Origin of the sequence: Sneathiella chinensis (assembly GCF_012720115.1) — a bacterium.
In the GTDB taxonomy this organism is placed as follows: domain Bacteria; phylum Pseudomonadota; class Alphaproteobacteria; order Sneathiellales; family Sneathiellaceae; genus Sneathiella; species Sneathiella chinensis.
Map to the genome: position 1 here is coordinate 547,133 of NZ_VNWN01000002.1, position 14,161 is coordinate 561,293.

Annotated in this window: 15 protein-coding genes; 8 read left to right on the forward strand and 7 right to left on the reverse strand. The window is 58.3% G+C overall.

Features of this window, described 5'->3' with window-relative positions:
* Positions 1 to 67: 67 nt before the first annotated feature.
* Positions 68 to 1,063, forward strand: coding sequence for a glycosyl transferase family protein (locus FQB27_RS02580; RefSeq protein ID WP_169559301.1), 996 nt, complete (start codon positions 68 to 70; stop codon positions 1,061 to 1,063).
* Here the strand turns inward: FQB27_RS02580 and yaaA are convergent.
* Genes yaaA through pdxR form a run of 3 tightly spaced genes read right to left on the reverse strand, consistent with a single transcriptional unit; the run spans position 1,053 to position 5,199 of the window.
* Entirely contained in the window at positions 1,053 to 1,826 is a 774-nt protein-coding gene (gene yaaA, locus FQB27_RS02585; RefSeq protein WP_169559302.1) for a peroxide stress protein YaaA, read from the reverse strand. The genes FQB27_RS02580 and yaaA overlap by 11 nt on opposite strands.
* 44 nt (positions 1,827 to 1,870) lie before the next feature.
* Positions 1,871 to 3,703 carry an extracellular solute-binding protein gene (locus tag FQB27_RS02590; RefSeq protein ID WP_169559303.1) on the reverse strand — a complete coding sequence of 611 codons (1,833 nt, stop codon included), beginning with the start codon at positions 3,701 to 3,703 and terminating at the stop codon, positions 1,871 to 1,873.
* Positions 3,704 to 3,708: 5 nt separating this feature from the next.
* Positions 3,709 to 5,199, reverse strand: a complete 1,491-nt coding sequence (gene pdxR, locus FQB27_RS02595; protein ID WP_169559304.1) for a MocR-like pyridoxine biosynthesis transcription factor PdxR — start codon at positions 5,197 to 5,199, stop codon at positions 3,709 to 3,711.
* Between the two features lie 138 nt (positions 5,200 to 5,337).
* On the opposite strand from pdxR, the gene msrA reads away from it, so the two are divergent.
* On the forward strand, positions 5,338 to 5,823 hold the full coding sequence (msrA, locus tag FQB27_RS02600; protein ID WP_169559305.1) for a peptide-methionine (S)-S-oxide reductase MsrA: 486 nt from the start codon (positions 5,338 to 5,340) through the stop codon (positions 5,821 to 5,823).
* Here the strand turns inward: msrA and FQB27_RS02605 are convergent, their stop codons facing one another.
* Together FQB27_RS02605 and phaR are read right to left on the reverse strand one after the other, a co-directional pair.
* Positions 5,824 to 6,294 carry a hypothetical protein gene (locus FQB27_RS02605; RefSeq protein ID WP_169559306.1) on the reverse strand — a complete coding sequence of 157 codons (471 nt, stop codon included), beginning with the start codon at positions 6,292 to 6,294 and terminating at the stop codon, positions 5,824 to 5,826. It abuts the gene before it with no gap.
* A 230-nt stretch (positions 6,295 to 6,524) separates the two neighbouring features.
* Complete coding sequence (gene phaR, locus FQB27_RS02610) at positions 6,525 to 7,133, reverse strand: polyhydroxyalkanoate synthesis repressor PhaR (protein ID WP_206374223.1); 609 nt, start codon at positions 7,131 to 7,133, stop codon at positions 6,525 to 6,527.
* Between the two features lie 96 nt (positions 7,134 to 7,229).
* Between phaR and FQB27_RS02615 the strand changes: the two genes are divergently transcribed.
* The 5 genes from FQB27_RS02615 (at position 7,230) to yddG (ending at position 11,969) form a co-directional block, all read left to right on the forward strand.
* Positions 7,230 to 7,463 carry a hypothetical protein gene (locus FQB27_RS02615; protein ID WP_169558827.1) on the forward strand — a complete coding sequence of 78 codons (234 nt, stop codon included), beginning with the start codon at positions 7,230 to 7,232 and terminating at the stop codon, positions 7,461 to 7,463.
* Positions 7,456 to 8,691, forward strand: a complete 1,236-nt coding sequence (locus tag FQB27_RS02620) for an alpha/beta fold hydrolase (protein ID WP_206374225.1) — start codon at positions 7,456 to 7,458, stop codon at positions 8,689 to 8,691. Before FQB27_RS02615 ends, FQB27_RS02620 begins: the two co-directional genes overlap by 8 nt.
* 160 nt (positions 8,692 to 8,851) lie before the next feature.
* Positions 8,852 to 10,024: an acetyl-CoA C-acetyltransferase gene (locus tag FQB27_RS02625; RefSeq protein WP_169559308.1), complete on the forward strand. Its 1,173-nt coding sequence runs from the start codon at positions 8,852 to 8,854 to the stop codon at positions 10,022 to 10,024.
* A gap of 46 nt (positions 10,025 to 10,070) precedes the next feature.
* Positions 10,071 to 10,793: an acetoacetyl-CoA reductase gene (phbB, locus tag FQB27_RS02630; RefSeq protein ID WP_169559309.1), complete on the forward strand. Its 723-nt coding sequence runs from the start codon at positions 10,071 to 10,073 to the stop codon at positions 10,791 to 10,793.
* Positions 10,794 to 11,054: 261 nt separating this feature from the next.
* On the forward strand, positions 11,055 to 11,969 hold the full coding sequence (gene yddG / locus FQB27_RS02635) for an aromatic amino acid exporter YddG (protein WP_240953380.1): 915 nt from the start codon (positions 11,055 to 11,057) through the stop codon (positions 11,967 to 11,969).
* Positions 11,970 to 11,982: 13 nt separating this feature from the next.
* Here the strand turns inward: yddG and FQB27_RS02640 are convergent, their stop codons facing one another.
* Together FQB27_RS02640 and gloB are read right to left on the reverse strand one after the other, a co-directional pair.
* Positions 11,983 to 12,402, reverse strand: a complete 420-nt coding sequence (locus FQB27_RS02640; RefSeq protein ID WP_169559310.1) for a VOC family protein — start codon at positions 12,400 to 12,402, stop codon at positions 11,983 to 11,985.
* Positions 12,403 to 12,550: 148 nt separating this feature from the next.
* On the reverse strand, positions 12,551 to 13,321 hold the full coding sequence (gene gloB / locus FQB27_RS02645) for a hydroxyacylglutathione hydrolase (RefSeq protein ID WP_169559311.1): 771 nt from the start codon (positions 13,319 to 13,321) through the stop codon (positions 12,551 to 12,553).
* A gap of 56 nt (positions 13,322 to 13,377) precedes the next feature.
* On the opposite strand from gloB, the gene FQB27_RS02650 reads away from it, so the two are divergent.
* Positions 13,378 to 14,151, forward strand: coding sequence for a class I SAM-dependent methyltransferase (locus FQB27_RS02650; protein WP_206374229.1), 774 nt, complete (start codon positions 13,378 to 13,380; stop codon positions 14,149 to 14,151).
* The last annotated feature ends 10 nt before the right edge of the window (positions 14,152 to 14,161 follow it).

Here is a 14,161-nt window from a genome sequence, read left to right on the forward strand (position 1 = left end):
CGGGAACCCGCATGTTGGCTTACATCTGCGCGAACGGCAATCACGGGCAGGAGCGAGGCTCACCACAATGGATCATCCTTTTTCACAGTATATCCGGGCCCTTGGCAAGGGGCCGAAAATGTGGCGCGACCTCACCTTTGAGGAGGCCGAGGGCGCCATGACCCTGATCCTGACGGGGGACGTGGACCGGCTACAGGTCGGGGCCTTCCTGATGCTGCTGCGCCGCAAGGGGGAGACCGCAGAGGAACTGGCCGGGATGGCCGCCGCCGTGCGGGCGGATGCCGGATGCCGGACCGCACCGGGGATTGCCGACTATGACTGGCCGTCCTATGCCGATCGTCACCGCCAGCAGCCATGGTTCATTCTGGCGGCGATCCTGTTGGCGGATCAGGGGCATAAAATCCTCATGCACGGGATTGAAGGATATGCCGACGGGTTGGCGCCCACCCGGCCGGGCCTGCGTCTTTTTGGTATTCCACAAGCGGACGGGCTAGACCATGCCGAGGCCCTGCTGGAGAAAGACAATCTTGTGTATGTGGGGCTGGAAACCTTCAGTCCCCGGCTTCAGGCGCTGTTTGATCTTCGGCCCCTTTTGGGGCTGCGGACGGCGGTTAATACCTTTGCCCGCGACCTCAACCCGCTTCATGCACCCTGTCAGCTTCAGGGCGTTTTTCACCCGCCCTACAAGGCAGCCCATTTGCAGACGGCCAGACTGCTTGGCCAACGGAATGCCATGGTCTTCAAGGGCGGCGGGGGCGAGGTCATGCGCAACCCCATGAAACCGGCATTGGTGGATGCACTGGTTGACGGGCAGGAAACCGTTCTGGAATGGCCCGCGCTGACAGCGGACAAGGGATATAAATGGCGGGACGAGGATTTACATCCCGCCCAACTGGTGCGCATGTGGCGCGGGGAACTGGACCTGCCGGTTCCCGAGCTTGGGATTGTCGGGACCCTGTCGGTTGCCCTTAAAATGAAGCGGTCGGACTGGTCCCTGCAACAGGCGGACGAACAGGCCCTTGCCCTTTGGCAGGGACGAGACCGCAACCGGTTCAGTCTATAACGCGGGTAAATACAAACTCGGTTTCGGACGACTGATCCGGCTGGAACGCATATCCGGCACTGGTGAAATCCTTCAGGCCTTCAGGCCGATCAACGCGGGTTTCACACAGGTATCGGGCCATCATGCCCCGTGCCCGTTTTGCGGAAAAACCAATGACTTTTGCGGCGCCGCCCTTGATCTCTTTAAAGACGGGGGTGACAACTGGAACGTTCAGGGCCTTCTTGCTAACCGCCTTGAAATATTCGTTGGACGCGCAGTTCACCAGAACCGGACTGCTATGGGCAGAGAGTTCCCGGTTCAGTTCATCAGCCAGCAAGGTTCCCCAGAAATCATAGAGGTTCTCGCCCCGTGGATTGGCAAGGCGGGTGCCCATTTCAAGGCGATAGGGCTGGATCAGGTCAAGCGGGCGCAGCAGACCATAAAGGCCGGACAGAATCCGCACATGATCCTGCGCATAGGTCAGGTCATCTGCCGCCAGTGTCTTGACGTCGAACCCGGCATAGGTGTCCCCGTTGAAAGCGAAAATAGCCTGTTTCGCGTTGTCCGGCGTAAAGGGAAAGCCCATGGCCTGAAAACGCTGGAAATTAAGCTGGCCCAGATCGTCACTGATCTTCATCAACCGTTTCAGGTCATCGGCGGTCAATGTCTTTGCCGTTTCCAGAAGCGCGGCGGCATCAGCCTCAAAGGTCAGGCGTGTGAATGTGTCAGGCAGGTTATCCCGATCAAAATCCATCTTTTTGGCGGGTGATACAACGGCAAGCATGGGCAATCCACTTAAACTGTTCCGGGTTTCGTTTCTGCCTTTCTTTATGGCGTCTGGGACGGGGGTCCGTCAATAGGGGCCTGCCACCAGACATCCGGCCCGGTGCCATAGAAGGACGGGGTTTCCGGCAGCCCGATTGACGCAGCATGGGCCAGCCATTGTTCGTTATTGTGATACAGCGGGATCACATAGTGACCGGCCCGGAGAATACGGTCGAGGGTCCGGGTTGCAAGGATCAGGTCGTCTCGCGTGTGGGCGGCGCTGATCCGCTGGATCATGGCATCCACCGCGTCCAGACGAATACCCGGATAATTTCGGGTGCCGGGGGTGTCAGCAGCGGATTGCCCCCAATAAAAGGCCTGTTCGTTCCCCGGGGACAGGCTTTGCGCCCAGTCGGTGACGATCATGTCAAAGTCATACTGGTTGATCCGGTTCTGGTAGCTGGCGCTATCCACAAGGCGGATATCCGTCTCAATCCCCAGCCGTTGCAGATTGACCCGAAACGGGTGCAGCAATTTCAGATACTGACTGTCATTCAGCAGGATTTCAATCTGGAACGGGCGACCTGTCTCGCGGTGGGTCAGTCGTCCGTCCTGAACCTGCCAGCCTGCCTGCAGAAGATGTTTTCGGGCCTGCCGAATGGCGCGCCTGTCTCGCCCGCTGCCATCACTGACGGGCGGGCGGACGGCGGTTCCGAAGGCACCAATGGGCAGGGTTTTCTTGAACGGGGTCAGCAGGGCCTTTTCTTCGGGGGAGGGTCTGCCCCGGGCGGCAAGGTCGGAGTTTTGGAAAAAGCTGCTGGTCCGGGAGTACAGACCATGCAACTGATTCCGGTTCATCCATTCAAAATCCAGCAGATAGCCCAAGGCCTCGCGCACCTTTCGATCCTGGAAAATGGCGCGCCGGGTATTGAACACCAGACCCCGCATGGGGGCCGGGGTCTGTTTCGGGATCACAGTGGTTTGATAGCGGCGGTTGGCCCGGTCCGTTTCATTCAGGGACAGAACCCAGCGGGTCGGGTCTGTTTCAAAACGGGCATCAAGATCACCGGCCTTGAAGGCCTGCAGGGCCACATCCGTATCCCGGAAATAGTCCCATCGGATCGCTTCGAAATTGTGGCGGCCCTGATACTGCGGCAAATGCCATCCCCAGAAATCGGGATTGCGCCGATAGGTGATGCTGCGTCCGGGCTCCGCCGCCTGAAGGCGATAGGGGCCGGACCCCACGGGCGGGATCAGGGATGTGGTTTCAAACGGGACCCGTTGGAAAAACCGTTCGGACAGAACGGGCATTAACCCCATGATGAGCGGCAACTCCCACACCGCTTCGCCGTCAAAGGTCATCTTCACCGACAGCGGGCCTGTCCGTTCAATGGCGGCGACACGGGAATAATAGTGCCGGTGATTGGGGCGGCCCTTGTCCCGAAGGGTGTTTAGGGAAAAGATCACATCTTCCGCCCGGATGGGGGAACCATCCGAGAAACGGGCGTCCGGGTCCAGATGAAAGATCACCCAACGTCGGTCCTCGGCCATCTCAACCCGTCTTGCAATATTGGCATAAAGCGAGAAGGGTTCGTCCCGGGACCGGCTGAGCAGGGACTGGTACACCAGCCCGAGGCCGCGGGCCGCAACACCCTTGACCAGAAAGGGGTTGAGGCTGGGAAAGCTGCCAATGGCACCAAGACGAAGGGTGCCGCCGACCGGGGCCTTTGGGTTTACATAATCGAAATGCGAAAATCCGGGCGCATATTTAAGGTCCCCGTGCATGGCGATGCCGTGCAATTCTGCCGTCGCCCCAGTGCGGGGATGCAGCAGGGCAAGGAACAGCAGCGGGAGCAGCAGCAGGCGAAACAGGCTTTTGGGGGCGGCAGACGGCACGAATATTATTCCTTCGGCGACAGGGAGGCGAGAATAACCGCCAGTTTATCCACCAGTTGTGGCATATCTTTTTCATGGGTGCCGGCAAATCCCATGATCAGGCCGTTTGCTGGCGTCGGGTTTTGATAGAAACCGGACAGGGCGCGCAGCATCATGCCGTGCTTTTGGGCTTCCGCCTCGACTCTTTTATCGGGGATACGTCGGTCAAGGCGGACAACCAGATGCATGCCGGAGGCTTCGGGTTCAACCGATACAAGGGGGCCAAGTCGATCCCGCAGCAGGGTGATCAGGATCTTCTGCCGCTGTTCATATAACAGGCGCATGCGCCGGATATGACCAGACAGATAGCCTTCGGAAATGAAATCGGCGAGGGCCGCCTCGGGAACCGAGGGGGAGTGCCCGTCAATATTGCGCCGAATGGCGAGAAACACGTCAATCAGGTCAGGGGGAACCACCAGATACCCGACCCGAAGACCGGAAAACATGACCTTGCTCATGGTCCCCACATAAAGAACCCGATTGTCCGTATCCAACCCCTGCAAAGAGGACAGCGGCCGGCCCGTATAGCGGTACTCGCTGTCATAATCGTCTTCCAGAATGAACCGGTTTTCTTCTTTTGCCCATTGCAGCAGGTCCAACCTGCGGGGCAGGGACATGGTCTGTCCCAGCGGGTATTGATGCGACGGCGAGATGCAGGCGAGCCGGGCGTCCGGGGACATTTTTCTTGCCGCAGCAAGGTCGAAGCCTTCCGCATCGACCGGGACCGGAACGGGGGTCGCCCCCGATGACAGGATGGCATCGCGGGTGCCGGGATATCCCGGCTCCTCCATCCAGATGGGGTCACCCGGCTCGGCAAAGGCCTTGATAACCAGATGGATGGCCTGTTGCGAGCCGGACAGGACAATCACCTGTTCCGGGTCACACCGTACCGCCCGGGATTGCCCCAGATGATTGGCAAGCGCCTCGCGCAGGACCTTCGATCCCCCGACCGGGTTTCCCACCAGATATTCCCGTTTGGGATTGCGCCAGTGTCGCGCCAACAGCCGCGCCCAGTCTTCATAGGGGAACAGGCCGAGCTCTGGTGTGCCGGGCGCAAAGGCCCGCCCCTGATAAAGCCGCGGCGACGCCGTGGGCAGCAGCATTCTGGCGACGCGGGACAGGGGAATGTCGCGGGGGCCGTTTTCCGGCCGATCCCCCGACTTCATGCGGGTCAGCAGGTCGTCCGGCAATTGGCGAGAGACAAACGATCCGGCGCCAACGCGGCTTTCCATATAGCCTTCTGCCGTCAGTTGATCAAAGGCGCTCAGGACCGTGTTGCGGGACACATCAAGGTCTTTGGCCAGCATCCGGCTGGATGGCAGGCGGGTGCCAGATGTCAGGCGGCCTTCCAGAATGGCATCCCGCAGCTTCAGGAAAAGCTGTTGATGCAGCGGGGCAGGATCGTCACCATCCAGTGACAGGGCGGCCAGATAGGCATTTTTCATGCGTTTGCTCATGGAAAAGTGGTACCTTATTCTCTGGTAATGTGCAATTTGTTGAGGGCCAATCTGTTCTTGAGCCCGTTTGGCGCACAGGGTGCGGAGCAACAGAATGGCAGAAGAAAAGTGGATATGAGGACAAGAGCACAGAGGAGAATGGCAGAGAAATCCGAAACAGCCTATTTTGCAGCCGGATGCTTCTGGGGCGTCGAGGCCGGGTTTCGCGCTCTTCCCGGTGTGGTCTCAACCGGTGTTGGCTATATGGGTGGCGATGTGCCTTTCCCCGATTATGACGCCGTCTGTTCCGGGCTGACCGGTCATGCGGAAACCGTGGCTGTTGATTTCAATCCGGCCCTGATTTCCTATTCGGATTTGCTGGATCATTTCTGGGCCAGCCATAACCCGACCCGGAAAAACCGTCAGGGGCCGGATGTGGGGCCGCAATATCGCTCGGCCCTTTTTCCCATGAATGACCGGCAGATGGCGGAAGCACAGGCGTCGCTGGCATTGCAGCGATCCAGATTATGGTTCTGGCAGCGGATTTTTACGGAGATTTCACCGGCAGGCGATTTTTATCCCGCCGAGGAATGGCATCAACAATATCTGGAAAAGCGGGGGCGGGGTATTCCCGTTCAGGGGTGATCAGGCCACCCGTTCGCGAAATCCCTGAAACCCGAGAATGGTGGCCGTCAGGCCGTGGGTGGCACGATAGGCATTGGTCACATCGCGATAGATATTCTCGGGCGCCATCGGTTCTGCATCGCCTGTATGCAGATTGTTGGGGTTTTCCTGTTGGGCAAGCTGCTGGGTCAGGAACGCGGCGGAGCTTTGGCCGAAATCCAGTGCCGTGAAGCCGCTGGGGCGGGCCGCCCGGTCTGAAGAGCGGGGAGAGGCAGCAGATGCCGTTTCCCGCGGGTTTGTGTCATTGTCGCGGGCAAAGGCGATCCGTTTGCGATCGTTATTGACGCCGGTTTGAATGTCAGAGGCTTGCGTCCGCCGCTCGTCAGGGCGGAACGGCTGTGCTTCGGGAAGGGGGGCAGCAAGGGGCGACCGGTGAATTTCCGGCGGAATCATCGCTTTCGCGGGATATGCTGCGGATCTGACCATGTCCATCTATACGAACAACCCTTGCGACCGGCCGGGCGGCCGGACTGGAAACGTGATTGGTTAATTCTAAACTGTGGCTCGCAGAATGAACTGGTCCGTGACGTTCTGTCACAGACCCTATTCTGGGAAACAAAAATTAACAAAATCTTACCGGCTTCCGGATGGAAGGGGCACCAGATTGATTTAATGGATCGGTGCCCGATTGCAAGAGGAAGACAAATGCCGCGCGGGCGGGATTATTTCTTGTCCCCCAGTTCGTCCAGACGCTTCTGCATCAGGGCCATCTGTTCCCGCATTTCCTTCATCATTTCGGTGGTGGCGTCGCTGGCCGGGGCGGCCGGTTTTTGCGGCTCCGGTTCCGGTTCGGCGGAGGGGGCCTCAAAGGCGGACGGGGAAAACAGTTTCATGGCCTGACTGAACATGGCCATGTTCTGGCGTCCCATTTCCTCAAACTGCCGATAGAGAGGGTTGTCCCGCAGATTTTCCGGCAGGGCCTGACGCATTTTTTCCTGATTGCTGGCAAAGGACCGCATGGACATGTCCAGATAATCCGGCACGACAGATTGCAGGCTGTCGCCATAAAAGCGGATCAGCTGCCGCAGGAAATTGATGGGCAGCAGGTTTTGCCCTTTTGCCTCTTCTTCAAAGATGATCTGTGTCAGGACGGACCGGGTGATGTCGTCGTTGGATTTCGCGTCATAGACAACGAAATCAATGCCGTCCTTTACCATCTGGCTCAGGTGATCCAGGGTGACATAGGAAGAGGTCGCCGTATTGTACAACCGCCGATTGGCGTATTTCTTGATGACAATGGCGTCCTTGTTTTCAGAACTTTTCTCTACCAAACTCTTACAACCTCTCCTGTTTAGTGCGCCGCACAGTTCGTATTGTGCAATGCCGTTAAGAATTTGGCAATCATAATCCTTATTTGCGGAAAGGGTGTGCTGGTCCTGCAGCCAGAGCCGGTCTATACTGGACCCATGTCCGAGAAACCGAAAATTGCCGATGTGGCCGCAACCTATTTCCATCTTTGGCAGCAACAGGTTACCCTGATGGCGCAAACGGATGAGGCCGGGTTGCAGGCGCTCATTGAACAGGGGCGCCAGATCGGGGAACATTTGTCCCTAGAGGCCGCGGCACGGTGTGCAGAAAGCGAAGCGGACGCCGATGACTAGCGGGGAGGCATCCGTTCGGCAACGAACCGGCCCCCGGCCCTTGGGGCTGCATCTGGGGTTGGCGCAGGCGACCCTCGCCAGTTCGCTGGCGGCGTTGGTTCCGGTTCGCGAAGGGCATTTCCCGTGGATGGCGGACCTGGCGGAAGACGCGGATCGATTGCGGCAGGACATGGCCGGGTTCGCGGTGGAGGACCTGCTGACGGAAATCGGCCAGCACGGGCATCAGCAAATTGGGGGTATGCTGCGGGGCATACAGAAATATCATGCCCACCCCTATCGCCGGACAGAGCGCGACGTGCCCGTCCTGTGGTCTGAGGGGGGCAGCCGCCTGCTGGACTACGGCACCGAAGATCAGCCGGACACCGGCCCCGTTGCCCTGATCATTCCGTCCCTGATCAACCGATCCTATATTCTGGACCTGTTTCCGGGGCGCAGTTTTGTGGATGCGCTGGCGGCGCAGGGCATCCGTCCGCTGCTGATGGATTGGGGCGAGGTTACCGACGTGGAGCGGGACTACGGATTGGACGAGTATGTCCTGAACAAGCTGGAGCCCGCAGCCGAAGCGGTTTTTGAGGCCTGCCCGTCAGCGCCGGTTCATCTTGTGGGCTATTGCATGGGCGGTACGCTGGCCATGGCGCTGGCGACCCGGATGCAAGCCCGGTTTGCCTCATTTGTGGCACTGGCGGCACCGTGGAATTTCCATGAAGGCTTGTCGCAGGCCGGACGCCTTTTCCTGGGGGAGAGGCAGGTCTGGGAGCGGGTGCTGGGCGCCTTTGGGGAATTGCCTGTCGATATGTTGCAGGCCTTTTTCGCCAGCCTTGATCCCTCGGTGGTGTTGCAGAAATTTTCCCTGTTCGACCGCATGGACCCTGACAGCCTGCGGGCACAGGAATTCGTCGCCCTTGAAGACTGGCTGAATGATGGTGTCCCGCTGGCCGCAAAAGTGGCCGAGCAGTGCTTTCGCGAATGGTATGGCAGTAATCTGCCCTATGGCGGGGCGTGGCGGATTGGCGGAAAAATCGTCTCTCCCGAAATATTAGAAATTCCTTCTATGATTGCGGTGCCAAAATCGGATAAGATTGTTCCGCCGGGGTCCGCGTTGGGGCTGGCCGGACAGATACCGGGCGCCCGGATCATCTACCCGCCGTCCGGCCATATCGGCATGGTGGCCAGCCGTCACGCACAAGACGGCCTGTGGCGTGACGTCATCCGCTGGGTGACGCAGTAACGGCGTTCAAGTCGCTTTTTTGCCGCAACTGCTAAAAATATGTTGCGATGCGATAAATATAAGGTTATTTCGTAAATATAGTCCATTTCGTAAGAAAAATTTCTCAATTTGTGATAATTTTGAACTTAAATTATCATGCAAGCAGCAGAGGAGGCAGCTCATGGATGTGGTGATTGCAGGTGCGGTAAGAACGCCTGTTGGTTCTTTCAATGGTTCTCTTTCATCCCTTCCCGCCCATAAACTGGGCGAGGTTGTCATCAAGGAGGCCCTGAACCGCGCCCGGACAGACCCGTCCGAGGTGTCCGAGGTGATCATGGGGCAAATCCTTGCTGCTGGTGCTGGACAGAATCCGGCCCGTCAGGCGTCCATCAATGCAGGCCTTCCCGCAGAGGTTCCTGCATGGGGGATCAATCAGCTTTGCGGGTCGGGCCTTCGGGCCGTTGCCCTTGGATATCAGGCCGTCCTGAACGGCGACAGTTCCATTGTCGTTGCGGGCGGGCAGGAAAGCATGAGTCAGGCACCCCACTGCGCCCATCTTCGCGATGGCCAGAAGATGGGGGGGCTGGAACTTGTCGATACCATGCTGACAGATGGCCTGATCGATGCCTTCCACGGTTATCACATGGGCAAAACCGCCGAGAATGTCGCGGCCAAATGGCAGATTACCCGTGAAGAACAGGACGCCTTTGCCGCCGCTTCCCAGAAAAAGGCCGCCGCCGCACAGGAAAGCGGCCGGTTCCGCGACGAGATTATCCCGGTCACCATCACGACCCGCAAGGGCGAGACGGTTGTCGATCAGGATGAGTATATCCGCGGCGATACGACGGCGGAAAAACTGTCCGGGCTGCGCACCGCCTTCCAGAAAGAGGATGGCACGGTGACCGCCGGGAATGCGTCCGGTATCAATGACGGGGCGGCTGCCGTGGTCCTGATGTCCTCTGCCGAGGCCGAAAAACGGGGCGTGACCCCGCTGGCCCGCATTGTCTCATGGGCACAGAGCGGCGTCGATCCGGCCATTATGGGTTCTGGTCCCATTCCGGCCAGCCGCGCTGCCCTTGAAAAGGCCGGTTGGACGGTTGGTGATCTGGACCTGATCGAGGCCAATGAGGCCTTTGCCGCGCAGGCCTGTGCGGTGAACAAGGATCTTGGTTGGGATGTGGCCAAGGTGAATGTCAATGGCGGGGCCATTGCAATCGGGCACCCCATTGGTGCTTCCGGGGCGCGGGTTCTTGTAACCCTGCTGCATGAAATGCAGAAACGCGACGTCAGTAAAGGGCTGGCAACGCTGTGCATCGGGGGTGGCATGGGCATTGCGTTGTGTGTTGAACGATAGAAAAAAATAACAATAAAAACAAACACTAGGATGGGAAAATAGGGATATGAGCAGAGTAGCAATCGTTACCGGGGGGACACGTGGAATTGGCGAGGCTATTTCCATCATGCTGAAGGAAAAAGGGTATCAGGTTGCAGCCAACTATGGTGGCAACGATGAACGGGCGCAGGAATTTTCCAAGCGCACGGGGATACCCGTCTATAAATGGGATGTGTCTGATTACAAGGCGTGCGAGGAAGGGGTCGCCAAGGTGAAGGAAGACCTTGGGCCGGTCGAGATCCTTGTCAACAATGCGGGCATTACCCGGGATGGAACCCTGCATCGCATGGATCAGGAAAGCTGGCAGAAGGTGATTGATACGGACCTTGGGTCCTGTTTCAACATGTGCCGCGCCGTCATTGAGGATATGCGCGCTGCCAAGTTTGGCCGGGTTGTGAATATCGGGTCCATCAATGGTCAGGCAGGCCAGTATGGACAGGTGAATTATGCCGCTGCAAAATCCGGTATTCATGGCTTTACCAAGGCCATGGCGCAGGAAGGCGCCGCGCAAGGCATTACCGTAAACGCCATTGCCCCCGGATATATCGATACGGACATGGTGGCCGCCGTGCCGCCGCAGGTTCTGGAAAAGATCGTTGCGAAAATCCCGGTGGGCCGTCTTGGCAAGGCGTCGGAAATTGCCCGCGGGGTCTGTTTCCTGGTGGCGGATGACGGCGGGTTCATTACCGGCTCCACCCTGTCCATCAATGGCGGTCAGCACATGTATTGACCGGTTTCGTCCGGGGGCGGTAGCCCTTATGGCCTGCCCTCGGACCCCGGATTTTCTGTCGGAACGATCCCGTACCGGCACAGAAAGGCACGCGTTTCCCTCCCCCGATCGCGTGCCTTTTTTATTTTCCCCTTTCCTGATTCATTCTTTCCTGTTTCATCCTTTTCTTTATCATCTTTGAAGTTTCGGTTTTGCTGTTATTCTGGGCGCCGGTACCCGGTCTCTGTTCCCTGTCTGTCGTTTATCTGGATTAACAGCGTGATGTTTGGTTCTGCTTCTGCTTCCCGAATTTCCCGGCCGCTTGCCACCGGCGCCGGCCTGTCGGCCATTCTGCTTTGGGCGTTGCTGGCCCTGTTTACGGTTTACACCGGACAGATCCCCCCGTTTCAACTCACCGCCATGACCTTTTTTGTCGCCTTCTGTCTGGCCTTGGCCAAGTGGCTGGTCAAGGGGGACAATATTGGTGCCCTTTTCCGGTTGCCGGGGCGGTTGTGGATGCTGGGGGTCGGCGGGTTGTTCGGCTACCATTTCTTTTATTTCATGGCGCTGAAGAATGCCCCGGCGGCGGAGGCCGGACTGATCGCCTATCTCTGGCCGTTGTTGATTGTCCTGTTTTCAACCCTTCTTCCCAATGAACGCCTGCGGTCCTTTCATGTGTTGGGCGCCTTGCTCAGCCTGATCGGGGCCGGGGTGCTGGTGACCAAGGGGCAGGGGGTGGCCTTCGACAGCCGTTACGGCCTGGGCTATGGCGCGGCGCTGGTCTGTGCGTTTATCTGGTCCGGCTATTCGGTCCTCAGTCGTCGCTTTTCCCATGTTTCAACGGATGTGATCGGTATTTTCTGCGGTGTGACCTCGGTGCTGGCGCTGATCTGTCATCTGGCGTTTGAACAGACCCTGTGGCCGTCCGGACTTGTGGAATGGCTGGCGGTACTCGGGCTTGGAATTGGCCCGGTCGGGGCCGCCTTTTTCCTGTGGGATGTGGGGGTCAAGCATGGGGATATTCAGGGGCTGGGCGTCTTGTCCTACCTGTCGCCGCTGCTGTCCACCCTGTTGCTGGTTGGCATGGGGGCCGCCGTTTTTTCGTGGTCCTTGGTGGCGGGGTGCCTGTTGATCACCCTTGGGGCGGCGGTCGGCTCCCTGAATATCTTCAGGGAGCTTGTCGGTAAACGGTCCTGATCAGGGGATCAGATTACCACTCGCCCGTATTGGGCATGCTGGCCCACGGTTCCTGCGGTGGCAGGGCATCGCCTTTTTGCAGCAGTTCGACAGAAATATTGTCCGGGGAGCGGACAAACGCCATGCGGCCGTCGCGGGGCGGGCGGTTGATGGTGACGCCCTGATCCATCATGTGCTGGCACAGGGCATAGATATCCTCAACCTCATAGGCGAGGTGACCGAAGTTGCGCCCGCCGGAATATTCCTCCGGGTCCCAGTTATAGGTCAGTTCCACCTGCGCTTCTTCCTGTCCTTCCGGTGCCAGAAAAATCAGGCTGAACCGTCCGGCCTCGACATCCTTGCGCTTGATTTCCTTCAGGCCCAGCTTATTACAATAAAAATCAAGGCTGGCCTCCAGATCGGATACGCGCACCATGGTATGAAGATATTTCATGACAAAGTCCTTTTGTTTAAATGAAGGATGCTTCCGGCTGGAAAACATCTGTCAGGGACGATGCTGCCCCTGACGATTGAAATTCGGTCCATACTAGACCGGCGGCCCCCTTTGCCGTCAACCGCTTCCGGTGGTTTTGGGCAGGGGGTTAGAAACTGTCCTTTCGGGCGCGGGTTTCGGCAAAGATGTCGATCAGGTCCGCCCCGCCCATGCCAAGGGTTTCCTGAAGATCGGGGCTGTCCGGCCGCAGGAACGGGTTGGTGTTCTTTTCCTCTCCAAGGGTGGAGGGAACGGTTGGCTGTCCCTTGGCCCGGAGGGCCAGAATATCCTCGAAGCGTTGCTGCAGGGCCGCGTTTTGCGGTTCCACAGACAGGGCAAAGCGGGCATTTGCCTCGGTATATTCGTGGGCGCAATAGACTTTCGTGCGATCGGGAAGGGTCAGGAACTTGCTCAGGCTGTGCCACATCTGGGCCGGGGTGCCTTCAAACAGGCGGCCGCAGCCAAGGGCAAACAGGGTATCCCCGCAGAACAGGGCGTCCGAGCCTTCGAACCAGTAGGCGATATGACCCAGCGTATGGCCAGACACCTCAAAAATCCGGGCTTTCTGGGTTCCGAACTCGAAGATATCCCCGTCTTCAAGCTGGATGTCGATGCCGGGAATGCGGTCCGCATCGGCTTTTGAGCCGACAATAATGCAGCCGGTTTTTTCCTTCAGTTCCAGATTGGCGCCGGTGTGATCGAAATGGTGGTGGGTGTTCAGGATATGGGTCAGGCGCCAGCCCAGTTCGTCCAGTTTTTCCTGTACGGGTTCCGCAACGGCGGGGTCCACGATGGCAACCGCGTCTGAATCAGGATCCTTGATAAGATACAGGTAGTTATCGTTCAGAACGGGGATCTGGTGAATTTCCAGTTTGCTCATATCTTGTCCGATTTTTAATTGTTTACGCTTTCTGCTTTGCCGGGCAGTATATCATTATGATGAGACCGGATGTCATAGAATTACGGAAATTTTATCACACCCATCTGGGTCAGGTGGTGCGCCGTCTTCTGGTGCGCAAAATCCGCAAAATCTGGCCGGATATCTCCAACCTGCGACTTTTGGGGCTGGGCTATGCCACGCCCTATATGTATCCGTTCCGGGCCGAGGCGGAACGCACCCTTGCCCTGATGCCGGCGGAGCAGGGGATTATTCACTGGCCCCATGACGGGCCGGGGCTGGTCGGATTGGCCGAGGATACGGAACTGCCGCTTCCCGACAATTCCATTGACCGGGTGGTCTGGGTTCATGGTCTGGAATTTGCGGAAACCACGGACCTTGTCTTACAGGAAATCTGGCGTGTTCTCACCTCCAGCGGCAAGCTGCTGGTCATTGTGCCGGTGCGGCGCAGCATCTGGTCACGGATGGAAAATACGCCGTTTGGCTATGGACATCCGTATAGTGACACCCAGTTACGGCGGATCTTGAAATCGAACATGTTCACCGCGGGCGAGGTGCATGGCGCCCTCTATTTTCCGCCGTCGCGGTTGCGGCTCAACCTCCGGGCAGCCCAGTTGCTGGAACGGATCGGGGAAAAATGGTGGGCCGGTTTCAGTGGTGTGCGGCTGATCGAGGCCGAAAAACAGATTTTCGCCATTCCCGAACAGGTTCAGAAAAAACGCCGCCGTCGTCGCCCCGTGATCGCCCCGGCCGCCCGGCCGATCAGCGCGGCGGAAGCCCCGAACCGAATGCCCTGCAGCAAACAGGGGTGATCTGGAAAAG

Excerpts from the sequence above, each read along its gene's own strand:
- FQB27_RS02605 (WP_169559306.1), bottom strand. The coding sequence starts at position 6,294 with ATGGACATGGTCAGATCCGCAGCATATCCCGCGAAAGCGATGATTCCG.
- pdxR (WP_169559304.1), bottom strand. The coding sequence starts at position 5,199 with ATGAGCAAACGCATGAAAAATGCCTATCTGGCCGCCCTGTCACTGGAT.
- FQB27_RS02620 (WP_206374225.1), top strand. The coding sequence starts at position 7,456 with ATGACTAGCGGGGAGGCATCCGTTCGGCAACGAACCGGCCCCCGGCCC.
- FQB27_RS02625 (WP_169559308.1), top strand. The coding sequence starts at position 8,852 with ATGGATGTGGTGATTGCAGGTGCGGTAAGAACGCCTGTTGGTTCTTTC.
- yddG (WP_240953380.1), top strand. The coding sequence starts at position 11,055 with ATGTTTGGTTCTGCTTCTGCTTCCCGAATTTCCCGGCCGCTTGCCACC.
- FQB27_RS02650 (WP_206374229.1), top strand. The coding sequence starts at position 13,378 with ATGATGAGACCGGATGTCATAGAATTACGGAAATTTTATCACACCCAT.
- yaaA (WP_169559302.1), bottom strand. The coding sequence starts at position 1,826 with ATGCTTGCCGTTGTATCACCCGCCAAAAAGATGGATTTTGATCGGGAT.
- FQB27_RS02580 (WP_169559301.1), top strand. The coding sequence starts at position 68 with ATGGATCATCCTTTTTCACAGTATATCCGGGCCCTTGGCAAGGGGCCG.
- gloB (WP_169559311.1), bottom strand. The coding sequence starts at position 13,321 with ATGAGCAAACTGGAAATTCACCAGATCCCCGTTCTGAACGATAACTAC.
- phbB (WP_169559309.1), top strand. The coding sequence starts at position 10,071 with ATGAGCAGAGTAGCAATCGTTACCGGGGGGACACGTGGAATTGGCGAG.
- FQB27_RS02640 (WP_169559310.1), bottom strand. The coding sequence starts at position 12,402 with ATGAAATATCTTCATACCATGGTGCGCGTATCCGATCTGGAGGCCAGC.
- msrA (WP_169559305.1), top strand. The coding sequence starts at position 5,338 with ATGGCAGAGAAATCCGAAACAGCCTATTTTGCAGCCGGATGCTTCTGG.